Genomic DNA, 16,184 nt, shown 5'->3' with positions numbered 1-16,184 from the left:
AACCATCCTCATCTGTTTACAAAGATCCAAATCCCACCGCCGGCCGCAAGACCCCATGCCAGCGGTAACCGCCCCCGTGCCGGCAGTAAAATTAGGTTAACAAAATATACATTATATAATAATATCAATACTATAAAAACATGTTCGCACGCGGGCGCTCGCGTCGAAACATTACCCCCTCATTCCCACCCTTGCAGCCCGCTCCACCCGGCCCCATTCTGTGCCGCACATCCAAGAAAGGCCGCGCCATGATTCCTGTCACTTGTTTTGAAGGCCAAAAGGTCGCGGTTCTGGGGCTGGGCCGCTCGGGGCTTGCCACAGCCAGGGCTTTGCAGGCGGGGGGGGGCCGTGCCGATCTTGTGGGATGACAGCCTTGAGGCCCGCGCCAAGGCCGAGGCGGCGGGTTTTATCTGCACCGACCTGACCAGAAACGGGGCATTTGAGGGCGTGGCCGCCCTGATCGTCTCGCCCGGTATTGCGCATCTTTACCCCGAACCGAACCGCGCAATCGCCAATGCCATGGCCGCAGGCGTGCCCGTGGATAATGATATCGGTCTGTTTTTCCGCAGCTATGCGACCAAGGATTGGGATGGGTTTGATACTTTGCCCCGCGTGATCGCCGTGACGGGATCAAATGGCAAATCGACCACCACGGCACTGATCCATCATATTCTTGAGGTGGCGGGACGGCCGACGCAAATGGCCGGCAATATCGGGCGGGGGGTGTTGGATATGGATCCCGGCATCGACGGCGAAATTGTGGTCCTGGAACTGTCGAGCTATCAGACCGACCTTGCCCGTGCCTTGACGCCTGATATCGCGGTTTTCACCAATCTTAGCCCCGACCATCTGGATCGGCATGGCGGCATGGGCGGCTATTTTGCCGCCAAACGCCGGCTTTTCGCCGAGGGTGGGCCAGACCGCGCGGTGATTGGGGTCGATGAAGCCGAGGGGCGGTATCTGGCAAATCAGATGGCAGAAGGGCCGCAGGATGACCGGGTTATCCGCATTTCATCGGGGCAAAAGCTGGAAGGGTTCGGCTGGTCGGTATTTGCGCGCAAGGGGTTCTTGTCTGAGTGGCGCAAGGGGCGGCAGGTGGCCTCGATTGATTTGCGCAGCGTTTCTGGCCTGCCGGGGGCGCATAACCATCAAAACGCCTGTGCCGCCTATGCGGCGATACGGGGCCTTGGCATCGGCCCGCGGGTGATCGAACAGGCGTTTCACAGCTTTGCGGGCCTGCCGCATCGCAGCCAACTGGTCGGTGAAAAAGCCGGGGTGCGCTTTGTCAATGACAGCAAAGCCACCAATGTTGATAGTGCCGCCAAGGCGTTGCAGGCTTTTGCTGCTATCCGCTGGATTGCCGGGGGCTTGGGCAAAGAGGGCGGTATCAAGGGGCTGTTGCCGCATTTGGGGGCTGTGCGCAAAGCCTATCTGATTGGCCAATCCGCCCGCGATTTCGCGCTGGAGCTGGGCGATACACCGCATGAGATCTGTGAAACCATGGCGCAGGCCGTAGCGCGGGCCGCGGCCGAGGCAGAGCCGGGCGATGTGGTGCTTTTGGCACCGGCGGCGGCCTCTTTTGACCAATATCCGAATTTTGAAATACGTGGTGACGATTTCACCGCAAGGGTCCAGGCATTGCTGGCGGAGTGACGGCGTAAAACCGGCTATGGCGTCCCTTTTTTTGCGTCCTGGGCGCGGGCCCCTTGCAAAAGGCGGCGCATGTCTGGTTGAGGCAGGTTGAAGACAACCCCAAGCCAAGTGCAGCCTTGCTGGTTGCACAGATTGGATATTTTTACCGAAAAGAAAGCGGGTCGGGATGAAAATTCCGGAATTGACGCAGAGCGGCGGCTTGCCCCTAGCCATGGCGCCCGATCGTTGCTAAGCTTTGCAGCAGATCCGGGGGAACATCCGGGCAAGAAGGCAGTATACAGGCAAATCAGGCGGTACCCCATGACTGAGATGGTCTATGGCTCTATGCCCGGCAGGGTGATGGAGCCGATTCTTCCCCGCTGGTGGCGCAGTATTGATCGGTGGTCTTTGGCCGCTGTCTTTGCGCTGTTTGGTATCGGGATTTTATTGGGGCTTGCGGCCTCGGTGCCCTTGGCGCAACGCAACGGGCTGGATGCGTTTTACTATGTCAAACGCCAGGCGTTTTTCGGTGGCCTTGGTCTGGCTGTAATGCTGGGTATTTCGATGATGCCGCCTGCGATGGTGCGCCGCTTGGGTGTGCTTGGGTTCTTGGCGGCCTTTGCGGCGATGGCGCTTTTGCCTTTTATCGGCACGGATTTTGGCAAGGGCGCTGTGCGATGGATCAGTTTTGGCTTTGCAAGTGTGCAGCCGTCCGAGTTTCTGAAGCCCGGTTTCATCGTTTTGACCGCCTGGCTGATGGCCGCGGCACAAGAAGTCAACGGGCCGCGTGGTAAATCCATGTCGTTCCTGGTCACATTCATCATCGTATTGCTTTTGGCGTTGCAGCCTGATTTCGGGCAGGCGGCACTGATAATTTTTGGCTGGTCGGTGGTGTATTTCATCGCCGGTGCGCCAATGACCCTTATCGCTCTGGTCTTGGGGTTGGTTGGCAGCGGCGCGATGTTTGCCTATAATACGTCCGAGCATTTTGCCCGCCGGATCAACGGCTTTCTGTCAACCGAGATCGACCCGCGCACCCAGATCGGCTATGCCACCAATGCCATTCAGGAAGGCGGGTTCTTTGGCGTGGGCGTGGGTGAGGGGCAGGTGAAATGGTCGCTTCCCGATGCCCATACCGATTTCATCATAGCTGTCGCAGCCGAGGAATACGGGCTGCTGTTGGTGCTGTGCATCATCGCGCTTTACGCGACCATCGTTGTGCGCTCCTTGTTTCGGCTGATGCGGGAACGCGATCCGTTTATCCGGTTGGCGGGCGCGGGGCTTGCCTGTATTTTCGCCGTGCAGGCCATGGTGAATATGGGCGTCGCGGTGCGCTTGCTGCCCGCCAAGGGCATGACCCTGCCGTTTGTCAGCTACGGCGGGTCGTCGGTGATCGCGGCGGGCATCACCTTGGGTATGCTGTTGGCCCTGACCCGCACGCGCCCACAGGGGCAAATCGGTGAAATCTTGTTCCGGCGGGGGCGCTGATGGCACCTTTGCTTTTAATCGCGGCGGGTGGCACTGGCGGGCATATGTTTCCGGCGCAGGCCTTGGCCGAGGCGATGGTGGCGCGCGGCTGGCGCGTCAAGCTGTCTACGGATGCGCGCGGTGCGCGCTATGCCGGGGGCTTTCCGCGTGAGGTGGTGATCGAGGAAGTGGCCTCGGCGACCTTTGCGCGCGGAGGTATCTGGGCCAAGATGCTGGTGCCGTTTCGCATCGCGGCCGGGGTAATCGGTGCCGCTTGGGGGATGGTGCGCGACCGCCCTGCGGTTGTCATCGGCTTTGGCGGCTATCCTTCCATCCCGGCGCTGACGGCGGCCACTTTGCTGCGCAGACCCCGGATGATCCACGAACAAAACGGCGTATTGGGCCGGGTGAATCAGGTTTTCGCGCCGCGCGTCATGGCTGTGGCCTGTGGAACCTGGCCTACTGTTTTGCCCGCTGGTGTGGCCGGCAGCTACACCGGCAACCCGGTGCGGGGCGCGATTTTGGAACGTGCGGGCGCGGGTTATATACCGCCCGGCGATTACCCGATGAGCCTTGTCGTGATCGGCGGCTCGCAAGGCGCGCGGATCTTGTCGGATGTGGTACCAACGGCTGTTGCCGCCTTGCCAGAGGGCCTGCGTGCCAATCTGCGGGTGGCCCATCAGGCGCGGATTGAGGACCTTGATCGCGTGGCTGCCGCCTATGCAGAGGCAGGCATAAACGCCGATGTTCAGCCGTTCTTTACCGATATTCCGCGCCGCTTGTCCGAGGCACAGCTTGTGATTTCACGCTCTGGCGCGTCTTCGGTCGCGGATATCTCGATTATCGGACGGCCCGCGATTCTGATCCCCTATGCCGCCGCGACCGGTGACCACCAAACCGCCAACGCGCGGGGGTTGGTTGATGCCGAAGCGGCGATTCTTATCCCGGAATCCGCACTTGACGCGGATACTCTGGCCGCGCAAATGGCGGCAGTCTTTGAAAACCCGCAGGCGGCGCTGGCCATGTCGCGAAACGCATTGGCCCATGCCCGCGCCGATGCAACTGATCGTCTTGTTGAACTTGTCGAAAGCCTGACAGAAAGAGCCTCGCTATGAATGCCGCAACCAAACTTCCCGTCGCACTTGGGCCGATTCATTTTGTCGGCATCGGGGGTATTGGCATGTCGGGCATCGCCGAGGTGCTGCTGACCCTGGGCTACCGCGTGCAAGGCTCGGATATGAAAACCTCAAAAATCACCGACCGGCTGGAAGCATTGGGCGCGCAGATATTTGAAGGCCAGCGGGCCGAAAATATCGGGGATGCGGCGGTGGTGGTCATTTCTACAGCGATCAAAAAAGGCAACCCAGAGCTGGAGGAGGCCCGCCGTATGGGCCTGCCCGTGGTGCGCCGGGCCGAGATGCTGGCGGAACTGATGCGGATGCGGTCCAATATCGCGATTGCGGGCACGCATGGCAAAACCACCACAACGACCATGGTGGCAACCTTGATGGACAAGGGCGGGTTTGACCCGACGGTAATCAATGGCGGCGTCATTCACGCCTACGGCTCTAACGCGCGCGCGGGCGCGGGTGAGTGGATGGTGGTCGAGGCGGATGAGAGCGACGGCTCGTTCAACCGCCTGCCCGCGACCATCGCCATCGTCACAAACATTGACCCCGAGCATATGGAGCATTGGGGCAGCTTTGACGCGCTGCGCAAAGGCTTCCTCGATTTCGTTTCCAACATCCCGTTTTACGGCCTTGCGGTGTGCTGTACCGACCACCCCGAGGTGCAAACCCTGGTCGGCAAGATCACCGATCGGCGTGTCATCACCTTTGGGTTCAACGCGCAGGCCGATGTGCGGGCGATCAACCTGACCTATGTGGACGGCGTTGCGCATTTTGATATTGCGCTGCAAGGCGAAAGCCCTGATGCCGATGGCAACCCCGTGGTGATAAAGGGCTGCACCCTGCCGATGCCCGGCGATCACAACGTCTCCAACGCTTTGTCGGCGGTGGCGGTGTGCCGTTTTCTGGGGATGAAAAAATCTGAAATCCGCGAGGCACTGGCCGGGTTTGCCGGCGTCAACCGCCGCTTTACCCGTGTGGGTGAGGTGGGGGGCGTAACTATCATCGACGATTACGGCCATCACCCGGTTGAAATCGCCGCCGTTTTGCGCGCCGCGCGTCAGGCCACCAAAGGCCGCGTGATTGCAGTGCATCAGCCGCATCGCTATTCGCGGCTCTCGACCCTGTTTGACGATTTCTGTACCTGTTTCAATGAAGCCGATGTTGTGGCGATTGCCGAGGTTTATGGGGCTGGCGAAGACCCGATCCCCGGCGCGTCACGCGATGATCTGGTTGCGGGGCTTATTGCCCACGGTCACCGCCATGCCCGCGCGATTCTGGATGAGCATGACCTTGCACGGCTGGTCCGTGAACAGGCCCGGCCGGGGGATATGGTCGTTTGCCTTGGCGCCGGTACCATTTCGGCCTGGGCCAATGGTTTGCCCGCCCAGTTGCAAGGGGCAGCCGCATGAGTTCGGCGCTGACCGCCGCGCTGATCTGGCTGGTTGTGGCCAATGTAACCGGCTTTTTGCCAAGCAAGGATTACCACTGGCGCGCGGCCTATGTTCTGATCGGCGTGGGCATCCCTATTCTTGGTTGGGTGACATGGGTAAACGGCCCCATTGTGGGGTTGGTCATCTTTGCCATGGGGGCGTCTGTTTTGCGCTGGCCGGTGATTTACCTGTGGCGCTGGGTGAAGTCGAAAACCGTGCATCCGGCGGAATAGGCTTGACCTGAAGCGTGTCGCCTTTGGCTTGAAACAAGGCCGATCACATATCGCGTTGAAATCTTTGATTTCGGGCAGCGATATGTGGTCAAGGCCAGGATGAACCGCTTCAAAGCGCTTGGCAGGCCTTGTTGAAACCACCTTGGCATCTGTCAGCCCAAGGCCGGCATTGCTTGCAATGCGGTTCGGGGCTGGCGGCGGCTTTGGCGCTTGAACAGCCGTCGGGTTTTTCAAATCCGGCGCAATCTTGCCACCCGGTTCAACGCCGCGCTTGCCGAAATCAAGCGCTGGCGTTACCAAGCGGCCATGATCCAAAATATGCTGCATACCATGCCCGATGTTCGAGGTACCCTGACCCCGAACCGCCCCTTGGCTGATTTGACCTGGCTGCGGGTTGGCGGCCCGGCCGATTGGCTGTTTCAGCCCGCCGATGTCGAGGATCTGGCGGCGTTTCTGGCCGCATTGCCGCCAGAGGTTGCGGTGTTTCCGATGGGCGTTGGTTCTAACCTTATCGTGCGTGACGGGGGGGTGCGGGCGGTTGTGATCCGGTTGGGGCGGGGGTTCAACGCGATCACCATTCAGGCGAACGGCATCACCGCAGGGGCGGCGGCCCTTGATGCCCATGTTGCCCGCAAGGCGGCGGATGCGGGGCTTGATTTGACCTTTCTGCGCACGATCCCCGGTTCTATCGGTGGCGCGGTGCGGATGAATGCGGGCTGCTATGGCCAGTATATTGCCGACGTTCTTGTCGAAATTCAGGTTGTTACGCGCCAAGGCCAGCAAATGACCCTGCCCGCAGCGGCGCTTGATCTGCAATACCGTCAATCGGCCTTGCCGGAAGGGGCTGTGATTGTTGCGGCCAGTTTCCGCGCGCCGCAGGGCAACCCGCAGGATTTGCACGATAAAATGACCGAACAACTGACCAGACGCGATGCCAGCCAACCGATGAAAGAGCGTAGCGCAGGCTCTACCTTTCGCAATCCGGCGGGGTTTTCCTCAACCGGGCGGGCCGATGACAGCCAGGCGTTGAAGGCGTGGAAAGTGATCGAGGATGCCGGGATGCGCGGCGCAACCCGTGGTGGCGCACAGATGAGCGAGATGCATTCCAATTTCATGATCAACAAAGGTGGCGCAACCGCCGCAGATCTGGAAGAATTGGGTGAAGAGGTACGAAATAGGGTTTTCCAACACAGCGGATTGTCGTTAGAGTGGGAAATCAGGCGGGTCGGTGAAAGGCTTGCTGAAAAACAATAATATGGGCCGCAAAAGGTCTTGAGGCAGTAAATATGGTTGGCATGTCGAGCGGGGCAGCCTCCAAGGTGGTCGTAGTGATGGGTGGGCCTTCCGCAGAGCGGGAGGTATCCTTGTCATCTGGGCGCGAATGCGCAGCGGCGCTGACGGAGGCGGGATATCAGGTGGTGACGGTGGATGCCGGGGCCGACCTTTGCGCACGTTTGACGGAAATCAAGCCTGATGTGGTGTTCAATGCCCTGCATGGCCGCTGGGGCGAGGATGGCTGCGTTCAGGGCTTGCTGGAATGGATGCGCATTCCCTACACCCATTCCGGCGTTCTGGCCTCGGCCTTGGCGATGGACAAGGATAAATCAAAAGCGGCGTTTCGCGCGGCTGGCTTGCCGGTCGTCGCCAGTGTGCTTGCGCCGAAAGCTGACGTCTGCGCGCGCCATGTTTTGCCGCCGCCCTATGTGGTGAAACCCAATAACGAAGGCTCTTCGGTCGGGGTTTATATCGTGCATGAGGCCGCCAATTCCCCACCGCAACTGTCGGATGATATGCCGGCTGTGGTGATGGTGGAAACCTATGCGCCGGGACGAGAGCTGACGGTAGCGGTGTTGGAGGATCGGGCGCTGGCCGTCACGGATATCATCGTTGATGGCTGGTATGATTACCATGCGAAGTATTCCGTTGGTGGGTCGCGCCATGAGGTGCCTGCCAATGTTCCGCATGATATTTCAGAGGCTTGCAGGGAATACGCCCTGCGTGCCCACCGCGCGCTTGGCTGTCGTGGCCTGTCGCGTACCGATTTTCGCTGGGATGAAACGCGCGGGCTGGCGGGGTTGATCTTGCTTGAAACCAACACCCAGCCGGGCATGACGCCAACCTCGCTTGCGCCCGAACAGGCGGCGCAGGCCGGTATGTCTTTTGCTGCGCTTTGCCGCTGGATTGTAGAGGATGCCTCATGCGACCGATGACCGCGCCAAAGCGTGACCTTAACCGCCGTAATACGCAGCGCCGTGACCCGGCCCCCAGCCGGATTTCCTATCGTTTGCAACGGCTTTGGCTGACGCCCTTTGTGCGCGCTGCGCTGCGCGTGGGCCTGCCCGCCTTTGTCGTTACCTTTGGGCTGGGCCTGTATTTGGCAGATGAGGGGCGCCGCGAAAACCTGAGTTCGATCTATACCGACCTGCGCGAAAAGGTGAAGAACCGGCCCGAGTTTATGGTCAAGCTGCTGGCGGTTGATGGGGCATCGCCCGATCTGGCCGAGGCGGTTCGGGTCGCGCTTGCGCTGCCGCTGCCGCAAAGCTCGCTTGATCTTGATCTGGAGGCGGCGCGGGCCAGAATTGCGCAGTTGAACGCGGTGGCCGAGGTCAATGTCCGGGTGCAATCAGGCGGGATTTTGCAGGTCAGCGTCAAAGAGCGAGAGCCGGCCTTTGTCTGGCGTGATGCGGCAGGGATTTGGCTGGTGGATGAAACCGGCACCCGGATTGCCGAAATCGAAGATCGCAATGATCGTGCCGAACTGCCGCTGATTGTCGGTGAGGGGGCGGATAAGGCGATGGCCGAGGCCCGCCAGATCCTGGCGTCGGCTGGCCCGATTTTGCCGCGTTTGCGCGGCTTGGTGCGTATGGGGGATCGGCGCTGGGATATTGTGCTTGATCGCGGTCAGCGCATCCTTTTGCCGGTCAAGCAACCGTCCTTTGCGCTGGAACGTCTTATTGCGCTGGATCAGGCCCAAGACCTGCTGGGCCGCGATGTTCAGGCGGTTGACCTTCGTTTGCAAAGCCGCCCGACCCTGCGACTTGCGCCTTATGCGCTGGCCGAAATGCGCCGCTTGCGCGGCATCATTCCTGCGGAGAAGGACCTATGACCGATCTCTATCAAGCCCAACGCGCCATGCGAAACATTCGCCGCGCAGCTATGCAACGCGGCGTCATTGCGATCCTGGACATCGGGTCCAGTAAGGTTGGGTGTTTGATCTTACGGTTGGAAAATGCCAGCACCACGCGCGAGTCCGAGGGGGTCGGCTCCATGGCCGGGCAATCCTCATTCCGGGTGATCGGAGCGGCGACAACCCGGTCACGCGGGGTGCGTCTTGGCGAAATCTCGGTGATGAATGAAACCGAGCGCGCCATTCGTACCGCCGTGCAATCGGCGCAAAAGATGGCAGGGGTGCGGGTTGACCACGTCATCGCCTGCTTTTCTGGCGCCGAGCCGCGCAGCTATGGCCTTGCTGGTGAATGGGAATTGCAAGATTCCGTGGTCAGTGATCAAGACGTGGCGCAGGTTCTTGCGGCCTGTGATGTGCCCGATATTGGCGAAGGGCGCGAGGTGCTGCATGCCCATCCCGTGAACTTTGCCTTGGACCATCGCTCTGGTCTTGGTGATCCGCGGGGCCAGATCGGCAACCGCCTGTCCTGCGATCTGCACATGATGACCGTCGAGGCGAGCGTGGTGCAAAACCTGATCTATTGCCTGAAGCGCTGTGACCTTGAACTGGCCGGTATGGCCTCATCGGCCTATGTTTCGGGTGTGTCGTCGCTGGTCGAGGATGAACAGGAATTGGGGGCTGCCTGCATTGACATGGGCGGCGGGTCGACCGGCATTTCGGTGTTCATGAAAAAGCATATGATCTATGCGGATTCCGTGCGGATGGGCGGTGATCACGTCACCTCTGACATTTCCAAGGGGTTGCAGGTGCCGCTGACCACGGCAGAGCGGATCAAGACCAAATTCGGCGGGGTGCATGCAACCGGGATGGATGACCGCGAGATGATCGAGATTGGCGGCGACAGTGGCGATTGGGAAAAAGACCGCCGCCAGGTCAGCCGGACCGAGGTTATCGGCATCATGCGCCCGCGGGTTGAGGAAATTCTGGAAGAGGCGCGCGCGCGTCTGGATGCCGCAGGCTTTGACCATCTGCCCAGTCAGCAGGTCGTCTTGACCGGGGGCGCAAGCCAAATTCCGGGGCTTGATGGCCTGGCCGCGCGTATTCTTGGCCAGCGTGTTCGGCTTGGCCGGCCGCTGCGGGTTCAGGGCTTGCCACAGGCTGCAACCGGGCCTGCGTTTTCGTCGGCGGTGGGGCTGTGCCTGTTCGCGGCGCATCCCCAGGACGAATGGTGGGATTTCGATATTCCGACCGAACGCTACCCGGCAAGATCACTCAGGCGTGCTTTGAAATGGTTCAAAGACAACTGGTAACCACAATACACAGCTTTACCGTCGATATCGCGTAAAAACGGCATGTTTTCGCCCATATTTTGTGGTGAAGACATGTTTTTTTCGTGACCTTTGGGTTGGTTACGAGTAACAATTGTGAAATATCGGGACTGAAAGCGCCACCTTAAGGCGCAGGCACACTCTTAGGCAGGCGGACTGGCAATGACATTAAATCTGATTATGACTTCACAGCGCGAAGAATTGAAGCCGCGGATCACCGTGTTCGGTGTCGGTGGGGCAGGCGGCAACGCTGTCAACAACATGATTGACAAGCAGCTTGAAGGTGTTGAATTCGTGGTTGCCAACACGGATGCGCAGGCATTGCAGCAAAGCCGCGCAACCTCGACCATTCAGATGGGCCTCAAGGTTACCGAAGGGTTGGGGGCCGGGGCGCGCCCATCGGTCGGTGCTGCCGCCGCCGAAGAAACTATTGAAGAGATTGTCGACCATCTGGCGGGTGCGCATATGTGCTTTATCACCGCCGGGATGGGGGGCGGCACGGGCACAGGTGCGGCCCCGATTATCGCGCAGGCCGCGCGAGAATTGGGTGTGCTGACCGTGGGCGTTGTCACCAAGCCGTTCCAGTTCGAAGGCAACAAGCGCATGAAGCAAGCCGAGGATGGCATCGAGGCGCTGCAAAAGGTTGTCGATACGCTGATCATTATTCCAAACCAGAACCTGTTCCGCCTTGCGAATGAACGCACTACCTTTACCGAAGCCTTTGCGCTGGCCGATGACGTGCTGTATCAGGGCGTCAAAGGGGTAACCGACCTGATGGTACGCCCCGGCCTGATCAACCTCGACTTTGCCGATGTCCGCGCCGTTATGGACGAAATGGGCAAGGCGATGATGGGCACCGGCGAGGCGGAAGGCGACAACCGTGCCGTTGAAGCCGCTGAAAAGGCGATCGCAAACCCACTGCTGGATGAAATCAGCCTGCATGGCGCCAAGGGTGTGTTGATCAACATCACCGGCGGCTATGATCTGACCTTGTTTGAGCTGGACGAGGCGGCGAATATCATCCGGGAAAAAGTAGACCAGGATGCCAATATCATCGTCGGTTCGACGCTTGATACGTCAATGGAAGGCCGTCTGCGGGTTTCTGTTGTCGCAACCGGCATTGATGCCAACGTCTTGCAGCGGGAAACACCTGTGGCGCGCCGGTCGATGGCTGTTCCGCTGACCAGCCCGAACTTTGTGGCCCCCAACGCCGAACCTGTTGCCGAGGCCCCGCGGGCTGCTTCAAAACCGGCCCCGCAGCCGCGCCCGGCCCCTGTCCAAGAAGAAACGCTGACCCTGTTTGACCGTCAAACCCCTGCCACCTTCGACGCAGATGAGGATGAGTTCGCTGGCGTGTCGGATGATCTGCCGCCGCCCGCTTATCGCCCGACACCTGCGCCTGCACCAAAGCCGCGTGCCTTGACTGCGTCGCTGGATGCGGATGCATCGCAATTCGTGGCACCACGTCCGCGCCCGACAGGCAGCCCGTCGCCCGAGGCGTTGGCCCGCTTGCAGGCTGCGGTTTCCAAATCGCCGGCGCAGCGCCCGGCAGCGGCTTCACATTCGGCACCGCCCCCGGTATCACGCCCGGCCGCAGCCGAGGCGCCGCGCCCACGGTTCGGTATCGGCTCTCTCATCAATCGGATGGCCGGCCATGGCGAAGCCCCTGTTGATCGCCCGGTGGTACAGCCGCAAACCAGACGCCACCAGCCGCCCGTATCCACCTATGATGACGAGCCCGAGATGAATGCCGATCAAGAGCGGATCGAGATTCCAGCCTTTCTGCGTCGTCAGGCGAACTGACCTGTTCAAATCAGATCAGGAAAAGGCCCGCTTTGGTGGGCCTTTTCCATTTTTATATCAAGGTGTTAGCAAGGGATAGGCGGGGTTCTGTAACCGGAATGGGGGTTTGTAACAGAAGGTCACAAAGAGTGAGTTGTTGCGCGCCGCCCAACCGATTATCTAAAATTCACTGAAAGCATGTTATTGATCTTGCTGTTAAAGGCTTGGGCGAAGCGTGCAATCGGTAACGCGTAAGTGAGACGAAAAATGAAATGGCCGGAAGGTTACACCTTGCAACATACACTCAAATCCAATGCGGTTTTTGTCGGGACCGGGCTGCATAGCGGCCTGCCGGTTCGTATGGTCGTAAAGCCCGCCTCTGCCGATTATGGCATTTGGTTCTTGCGCACGGATATTGTTGCCGGTGATCCAATGATCGCGGCCCGTTGGGATGCGGTCGTGCCGTCGCGCCTGTGCACATTGGTAGAGAACGACGCCGGGCATAGCGTCTCAACGATTGAACATATCATGGCGGCCCTTGCGGGCTGCGGTATTCACAATGCGTTGATCGAGATTGATGGCCCCGAGGTTCCGATCCTTGATGGTTCTGCACGGCCTTTCGTCACGGGGTTGCTTGCCAAAGGTATCCGGAGCCAAAGCGTGCCGGTTCGTGCAATCCGCATCTTGGAAACGGTTGAGGTGCGCGAGGGCGCTGCAGTGGCGCGGCTGGAGCCGTCGGATATGCTGGAAATAGATTTTTGCATTGACTTTGAGGATGCAGCCATCGGGCATCAGGCAAAAACACTGAACATGTCAAACGGCGCCTTTGTGCGTGAGCTGTGCGACAGCCGCACGTTCTGCCGTCAGGCAGATGTGGATGCGATGCGTGCCAACGGGTTGGCCTTGGGCGGGAATTTGGAAAACGCGGTGGTGTTTCAAGGTGATCAAGTGCTGTCGCCGGGGGGGCTGCGCTATGCTGATGAGCCGGTGCGCCACAAGATGCTGGATGCTTTGGGCGATCTTGCGCTTGCCGGGGGGCCGATTCTTGGTCGCTATATTGGCCAACGTGCCGGTCATGCGATGACCAACCGCCTGCTGCGCGCGCTTTTTGCACGCCCGGATGCCTGGGAATTCGTGGAATGTGGTATTCCGACCGGCAGAAAGCTTCCTGGCGTGGGTGTTTTGCGCTCTGATATCCCGGTTCATTGCTAAGCAGCCTAAAAAGAGTGAAAGGCGTTTTGCGCACCGGATTTTTCTGTGCTAGGACAGTTCAAACCCGGCCTACAACGGTCGGTTCTTGCAGGATTATGGGGTAGGCGGAAGATGGCAGGCGTGAAGTCAGGCGCGGTGTTGATATGGGCGGCGCTTATCGTTACGGGCCTTTCTGGCTGTGGTGGCGGTAGCCAGGATCAGGTTCCTTTGGAAAGCCTGACGGCAGAGCAGATTTACAAACAGGGAGAGCTGGCGCTGGAAACTGGCGCCAAGCCTGAAAAAGCGATTCGCTACTTTTCAGAGGTAGAGCGGCTTTACCCCTATTCGGAATGGGCAAAGCGGTCGCTTATCATGCAGGCGTTCAGCCAGCACAAGGCCCAGAACTACGAAGACGCGCGCAGCTCGGCGCAACGCTACCTTGATCTTTACCCCGGCGAAGAAGATGCCGCCTATGCGAAGTATCTTTTGGCGCTTTCCTATTATGATCAGATTGATGAGGTAGGCCGCGATCAGGGCCTGACCTTCCAGGCGCTGCAAGGTATGCGCGATGTGATCGAGACCTACCCGGATAGCGATTATGCGCGCTCGGCGATTTTGAAGTTTGAACTGGCGTTTGACCATTTGGCCGCCAAGGAAATGGAAATCGGGCGCTATTACCTGAAAAAGCAACAGTATACAGCGGCGATAAACCGTTTCCGCGTTGTGGTGCAGGATTTCCAGACCACGACCCACACCGCCGAGGCGTTGCATCGGTTGGTTGAGGCCTATTTGGCGCTTGGCCTGACGGATGAGGCACAAACGGCGGGGGCTATTCTGGGCCATAACTACCAGTCTAGCCCGTTCTATGATGACAGTCACCGTTTGCTGACCGGGCGCGGCCTGTCAATGGAGGCCAAGGGCCAAAGCTGGTTGCGCAATGTCTATGCCCAAATGATTCAGGGCAAGTGGTTGTAAGGTGCGTTTACCTTTGCGACCGGCCGGGGGCTTTTGATGCTGCGCTCGTTGGAAATCCGCGATCTGCTGATTATTGATCGGCTGGACCTTGCGTTTCAACCGGGCTTGAACGTGTTGACGGGCGAAACCGGGGCGGGCAAGTCGATTTTGCTGGATGCCCTGGGGTTTGTTCTGGGCTGGCGCGGCCGCGCCGAATTGGTGCGGGCGGGGGCTGATCAGGGCGAAGTGACGGCGGTGTTTGATCTGTTGCCGGGGCATGCGGCGCGGACCGTTCTGGCCGATGCGGGAATTGTGGCCGAGGATGAGCTGATTCTGCGCCGTATCAATACTGCAGATGGCCGCAAAACCGCTTGGGTCAATGACCGCCGCGCCAGTGGCGAGGTGTTGCGCGCCTTGTCGGATACGCTTGTGGAATTGCATGGCCAGCATGACGACCGTGGCTTGTTGAATCCGCGCGGGCATCGGCAGATATTGGATGCCTTTGCCGGGGTTGATGTGGCCCCGGTTCGCACCGCCTGGACGGCGCTTGCCACAGCGCGTCGCGCCAAAATCCGCGCGCAAGAGGCGCTGGAGGCCGCAAAGGTAGAGGAAGACTATCTGCGCCATGCGGTCGAAGAGTTGGACAAGCTAAGCCCGGAACCCGGCGAGGAAGCAGCACTTGATGCCCGCCGCCGTGCGATGCAGGCTGCCCAGAAAATCCGTACAGATATTGCCCGCGCGCATACTGCCTTGTCGGATCAAGGCGCCGAGGCGGCGCTGGTCGACGCCTTGCGCTGGCTTGAGGGGGCCGCGGGCCGGGCTGACGGGCGGTTGGAGGGCGCGATTGCCGCGTTGGGCCGCGTGCTGGTGGAACTCGATGAAGCACAATCTGGTGTTGAAGACTGCCTGTCGGCGTTGGATTTCAACCCGGTAGAGCTGGAACAGTTGGAAGAGCGCCTGTTTGCCATTCGCGCACTAGCCCGCAAGCATAACGTATTGGCGGATGCGCTGGATGGTTTTGCCGAGACTTTGCGCAAGCGCCTTGCTGTTATTGACGACGGGGCGGGGAACCTTGCCGGGTTGGATGCCACCTTGCATGCGGCTGAAACCACCTACCGCCGCCAAGCCGAGGCCCTGAGCAGCGCCCGCAAAGCTGCGGCCAAACGGCTGGATGCAGCAATGGGGGCCGAGCTGGCCCCGCTCAAGATGGAGCGGGCGGTTTTCTCAACCGCAATCAGCGCCAGTGACGCAGGGCCAGAGGGCGCGGATGAGGTCAGCTTTACCGTTGCCACCAACCCCGGTGCACCCGCCGGGCCGCTGAACAAAATCGCCTCTGGCGGTGAACTATCGCGCTTTTTGCTGGCGCTGAAAGTCTGTCTGTCGGGCAATACCCCCGGACTGACCATGATATTTGATGAGATTGACCGGGGGGTCGGCGGGGCCACCGCCGATGCTGTGGGCCGCCGCCTTGCCGCTTTGGCGGAAACTGCGCAGGTCTTGGTTGTTACCCATTCGCCACAGGTTGCGGCGCTTGGCGCGCATCACTGGCGGGTAGAAAAGAAGGTCGCCAAGGGCATGACCACCTCAACCGTGACCCCCTTGACCCCCGATCACCGGATTGAGGAAATCGCCCGCATGCTGGCTGGCGACACCATCACCCCGGCCGCACGCGATGCCGCAAGGGCCTTGCTTGGCGCTTGAAGCGGTTCGCCTTGAACCTGGCCCACAAAACGCCAACGATCACGGATAGAAACTGATGCCCTGGACGACTGATAAAATATATCACCGTCTTAAGGCGTTTCGCCATGCATCTGGCTTGCATGGGGCTGCTTGAAGTCAAATATTTCAATGCGTTATGTGACCGGCTGGGTTTCAAGTGAAAATTGAAACGCTATAAATAGGCCTGCGCA

At 59.9% G+C, this 16,184-nt stretch carries 12 protein-coding genes and 1 pseudogene; all 13 read left to right on the top strand.

What is annotated here, in order from left to right; genetic code table 11:
* Positions 1-248: 248 nt before the first annotated feature.
* Positions 249-1,653 (top strand): annotated as a pseudogene (gene murD / locus VDP61_RS16000) (UDP-N-acetylmuramoyl-L-alanine--D-glutamate ligase).
* Between the two features lie 300 nt (positions 1,654-1,953).
* Positions 1,954-3,120: a putative peptidoglycan glycosyltransferase FtsW gene (locus tag VDP61_RS15995; RefSeq protein WP_323007862.1), complete on the top strand. Its 1,167-nt coding sequence runs from the start codon at positions 1,954-1,956 to the stop codon at positions 3,118-3,120.
* Positions 3,117-4,214, top strand: coding sequence for a UDP-N-acetylglucosamine--N-acetylmuramyl-(pentapeptide) pyrophosphoryl-undecaprenol N-acetylglucosamine transferase (locus VDP61_RS15990; protein WP_323007985.1), 1,098 nt, complete (start codon positions 3,117-3,119; stop codon positions 4,212-4,214). The genes VDP61_RS15995 and VDP61_RS15990 overlap by 4 nt, the downstream gene beginning before the upstream one ends.
* Positions 4,211-5,638 carry a UDP-N-acetylmuramate--L-alanine ligase gene (murC, locus tag VDP61_RS15985; RefSeq protein ID WP_323007861.1) on the top strand — a complete coding sequence of 476 codons (1,428 nt, stop codon included), beginning with the start codon at positions 4,211-4,213 and terminating at the stop codon, positions 5,636-5,638. Before VDP61_RS15990 ends, murC begins: the two co-directional genes overlap by 4 nt.
* Positions 5,635-5,892: a DUF2484 family protein gene (locus tag VDP61_RS15980; protein WP_323007860.1), complete on the top strand. Its 258-nt coding sequence runs from the start codon at positions 5,635-5,637 to the stop codon at positions 5,890-5,892. Before murC ends, VDP61_RS15980 begins: the two co-directional genes overlap by 4 nt.
* 318 nt (positions 5,893-6,210) lie before the next feature.
* Entirely contained in the window at positions 6,211-7,146 is a 936-nt protein-coding gene (murB, locus tag VDP61_RS15975; protein ID WP_323007984.1) for a UDP-N-acetylmuramate dehydrogenase, read from the top strand.
* A 32-nt stretch (positions 7,147-7,178) separates the two neighbouring features.
* Positions 7,179-8,102, top strand: a complete 924-nt coding sequence (locus tag VDP61_RS15970) for a D-alanine--D-alanine ligase (RefSeq protein ID WP_323007859.1) — start codon at positions 7,179-7,181, stop codon at positions 8,100-8,102.
* A complete protein-coding gene (locus VDP61_RS15965) occupies positions 8,090-8,998 on the top strand; it encodes a cell division protein FtsQ/DivIB (protein ID WP_323007858.1) in 909 nt (302 codons plus the stop codon). Before VDP61_RS15970 ends, VDP61_RS15965 begins: the two co-directional genes overlap by 13 nt.
* Positions 8,995-10,329 carry a cell division protein FtsA gene (gene ftsA / locus VDP61_RS15960; RefSeq protein WP_323007857.1) on the top strand — a complete coding sequence of 445 codons (1,335 nt, stop codon included), beginning with the start codon at positions 8,995-8,997 and terminating at the stop codon, positions 10,327-10,329. The genes VDP61_RS15965 and ftsA overlap by 4 nt, the downstream gene beginning before the upstream one ends.
* A gap of 180 nt (positions 10,330-10,509) precedes the next feature.
* Positions 10,510-12,150, top strand: coding sequence for a cell division protein FtsZ (ftsZ, locus tag VDP61_RS15955; protein ID WP_323007856.1), 1,641 nt, complete (start codon positions 10,510-10,512; stop codon positions 12,148-12,150).
* Between the two features lie 270 nt (positions 12,151-12,420).
* Positions 12,421-13,341: a UDP-3-O-acyl-N-acetylglucosamine deacetylase gene (lpxC, locus tag VDP61_RS15950; protein WP_323007855.1), complete on the top strand. Its 921-nt coding sequence runs from the start codon at positions 12,421-12,423 to the stop codon at positions 13,339-13,341.
* A 111-nt stretch (positions 13,342-13,452) separates the two neighbouring features.
* Positions 13,453-14,295, top strand: coding sequence for an outer membrane protein assembly factor BamD (locus VDP61_RS15945; RefSeq protein WP_323007854.1), 843 nt, complete (start codon positions 13,453-13,455; stop codon positions 14,293-14,295).
* Positions 14,296-14,331: 36 nt separating this feature from the next.
* On the top strand, positions 14,332-15,975 hold the full coding sequence (gene recN / locus VDP61_RS15940) for a DNA repair protein RecN (RefSeq protein ID WP_323007853.1): 1,644 nt from the start codon (positions 14,332-14,334) through the stop codon (positions 15,973-15,975).
* The last annotated feature ends 209 nt before the right edge of the window (positions 15,976-16,184 follow it).

Source organism: Pseudorhodobacter sp. (assembly GCF_034675685.1).
GTDB lineage: Bacteria > Pseudomonadota > Alphaproteobacteria > Rhodobacterales > Rhodobacteraceae > Pseudorhodobacter.
Note: the sequence above shows the minus strand (reverse complement) of the source record. Positions and strands in the feature narration are given on the sequence as shown.

What these genes read in the sequence shown, in the direction of transcription:
- ftsZ (WP_323007856.1), top strand. Translation starts at nt 10,510, where the DNA reads ATGACATTAAATCTGATTATGACTTCACAGCGCGAAGAATTGAAGCCG.
- ftsA (WP_323007857.1), top strand. Translation starts at nt 8,995, where the DNA reads ATGACCGATCTCTATCAAGCCCAACGCGCCATGCGAAACATTCGCCGC.
- VDP61_RS15980 (WP_323007860.1), top strand. Translation starts at nt 5,635, where the DNA reads ATGAGTTCGGCGCTGACCGCCGCGCTGATCTGGCTGGTTGTGGCCAAT.
- murB (WP_323007984.1), top strand. Translation starts at nt 6,211, where the DNA reads ATGCTGCATACCATGCCCGATGTTCGAGGTACCCTGACCCCGAACCGC.
- VDP61_RS15970 (WP_323007859.1), top strand. Translation starts at nt 7,179, where the DNA reads ATGGTTGGCATGTCGAGCGGGGCAGCCTCCAAGGTGGTCGTAGTGATG.
- VDP61_RS15965 (WP_323007858.1), top strand. Translation starts at nt 8,090, where the DNA reads ATGCGACCGATGACCGCGCCAAAGCGTGACCTTAACCGCCGTAATACG.
- VDP61_RS15995 (WP_323007862.1), top strand. Translation starts at nt 1,954, where the DNA reads ATGACTGAGATGGTCTATGGCTCTATGCCCGGCAGGGTGATGGAGCCG.
- murC (WP_323007861.1), top strand. Translation starts at nt 4,211, where the DNA reads ATGAATGCCGCAACCAAACTTCCCGTCGCACTTGGGCCGATTCATTTT.
- recN (WP_323007853.1), top strand. Translation starts at nt 14,332, where the DNA reads ATGCTGCGCTCGTTGGAAATCCGCGATCTGCTGATTATTGATCGGCTG.
- VDP61_RS15945 (WP_323007854.1), top strand. Translation starts at nt 13,453, where the DNA reads ATGGCAGGCGTGAAGTCAGGCGCGGTGTTGATATGGGCGGCGCTTATC.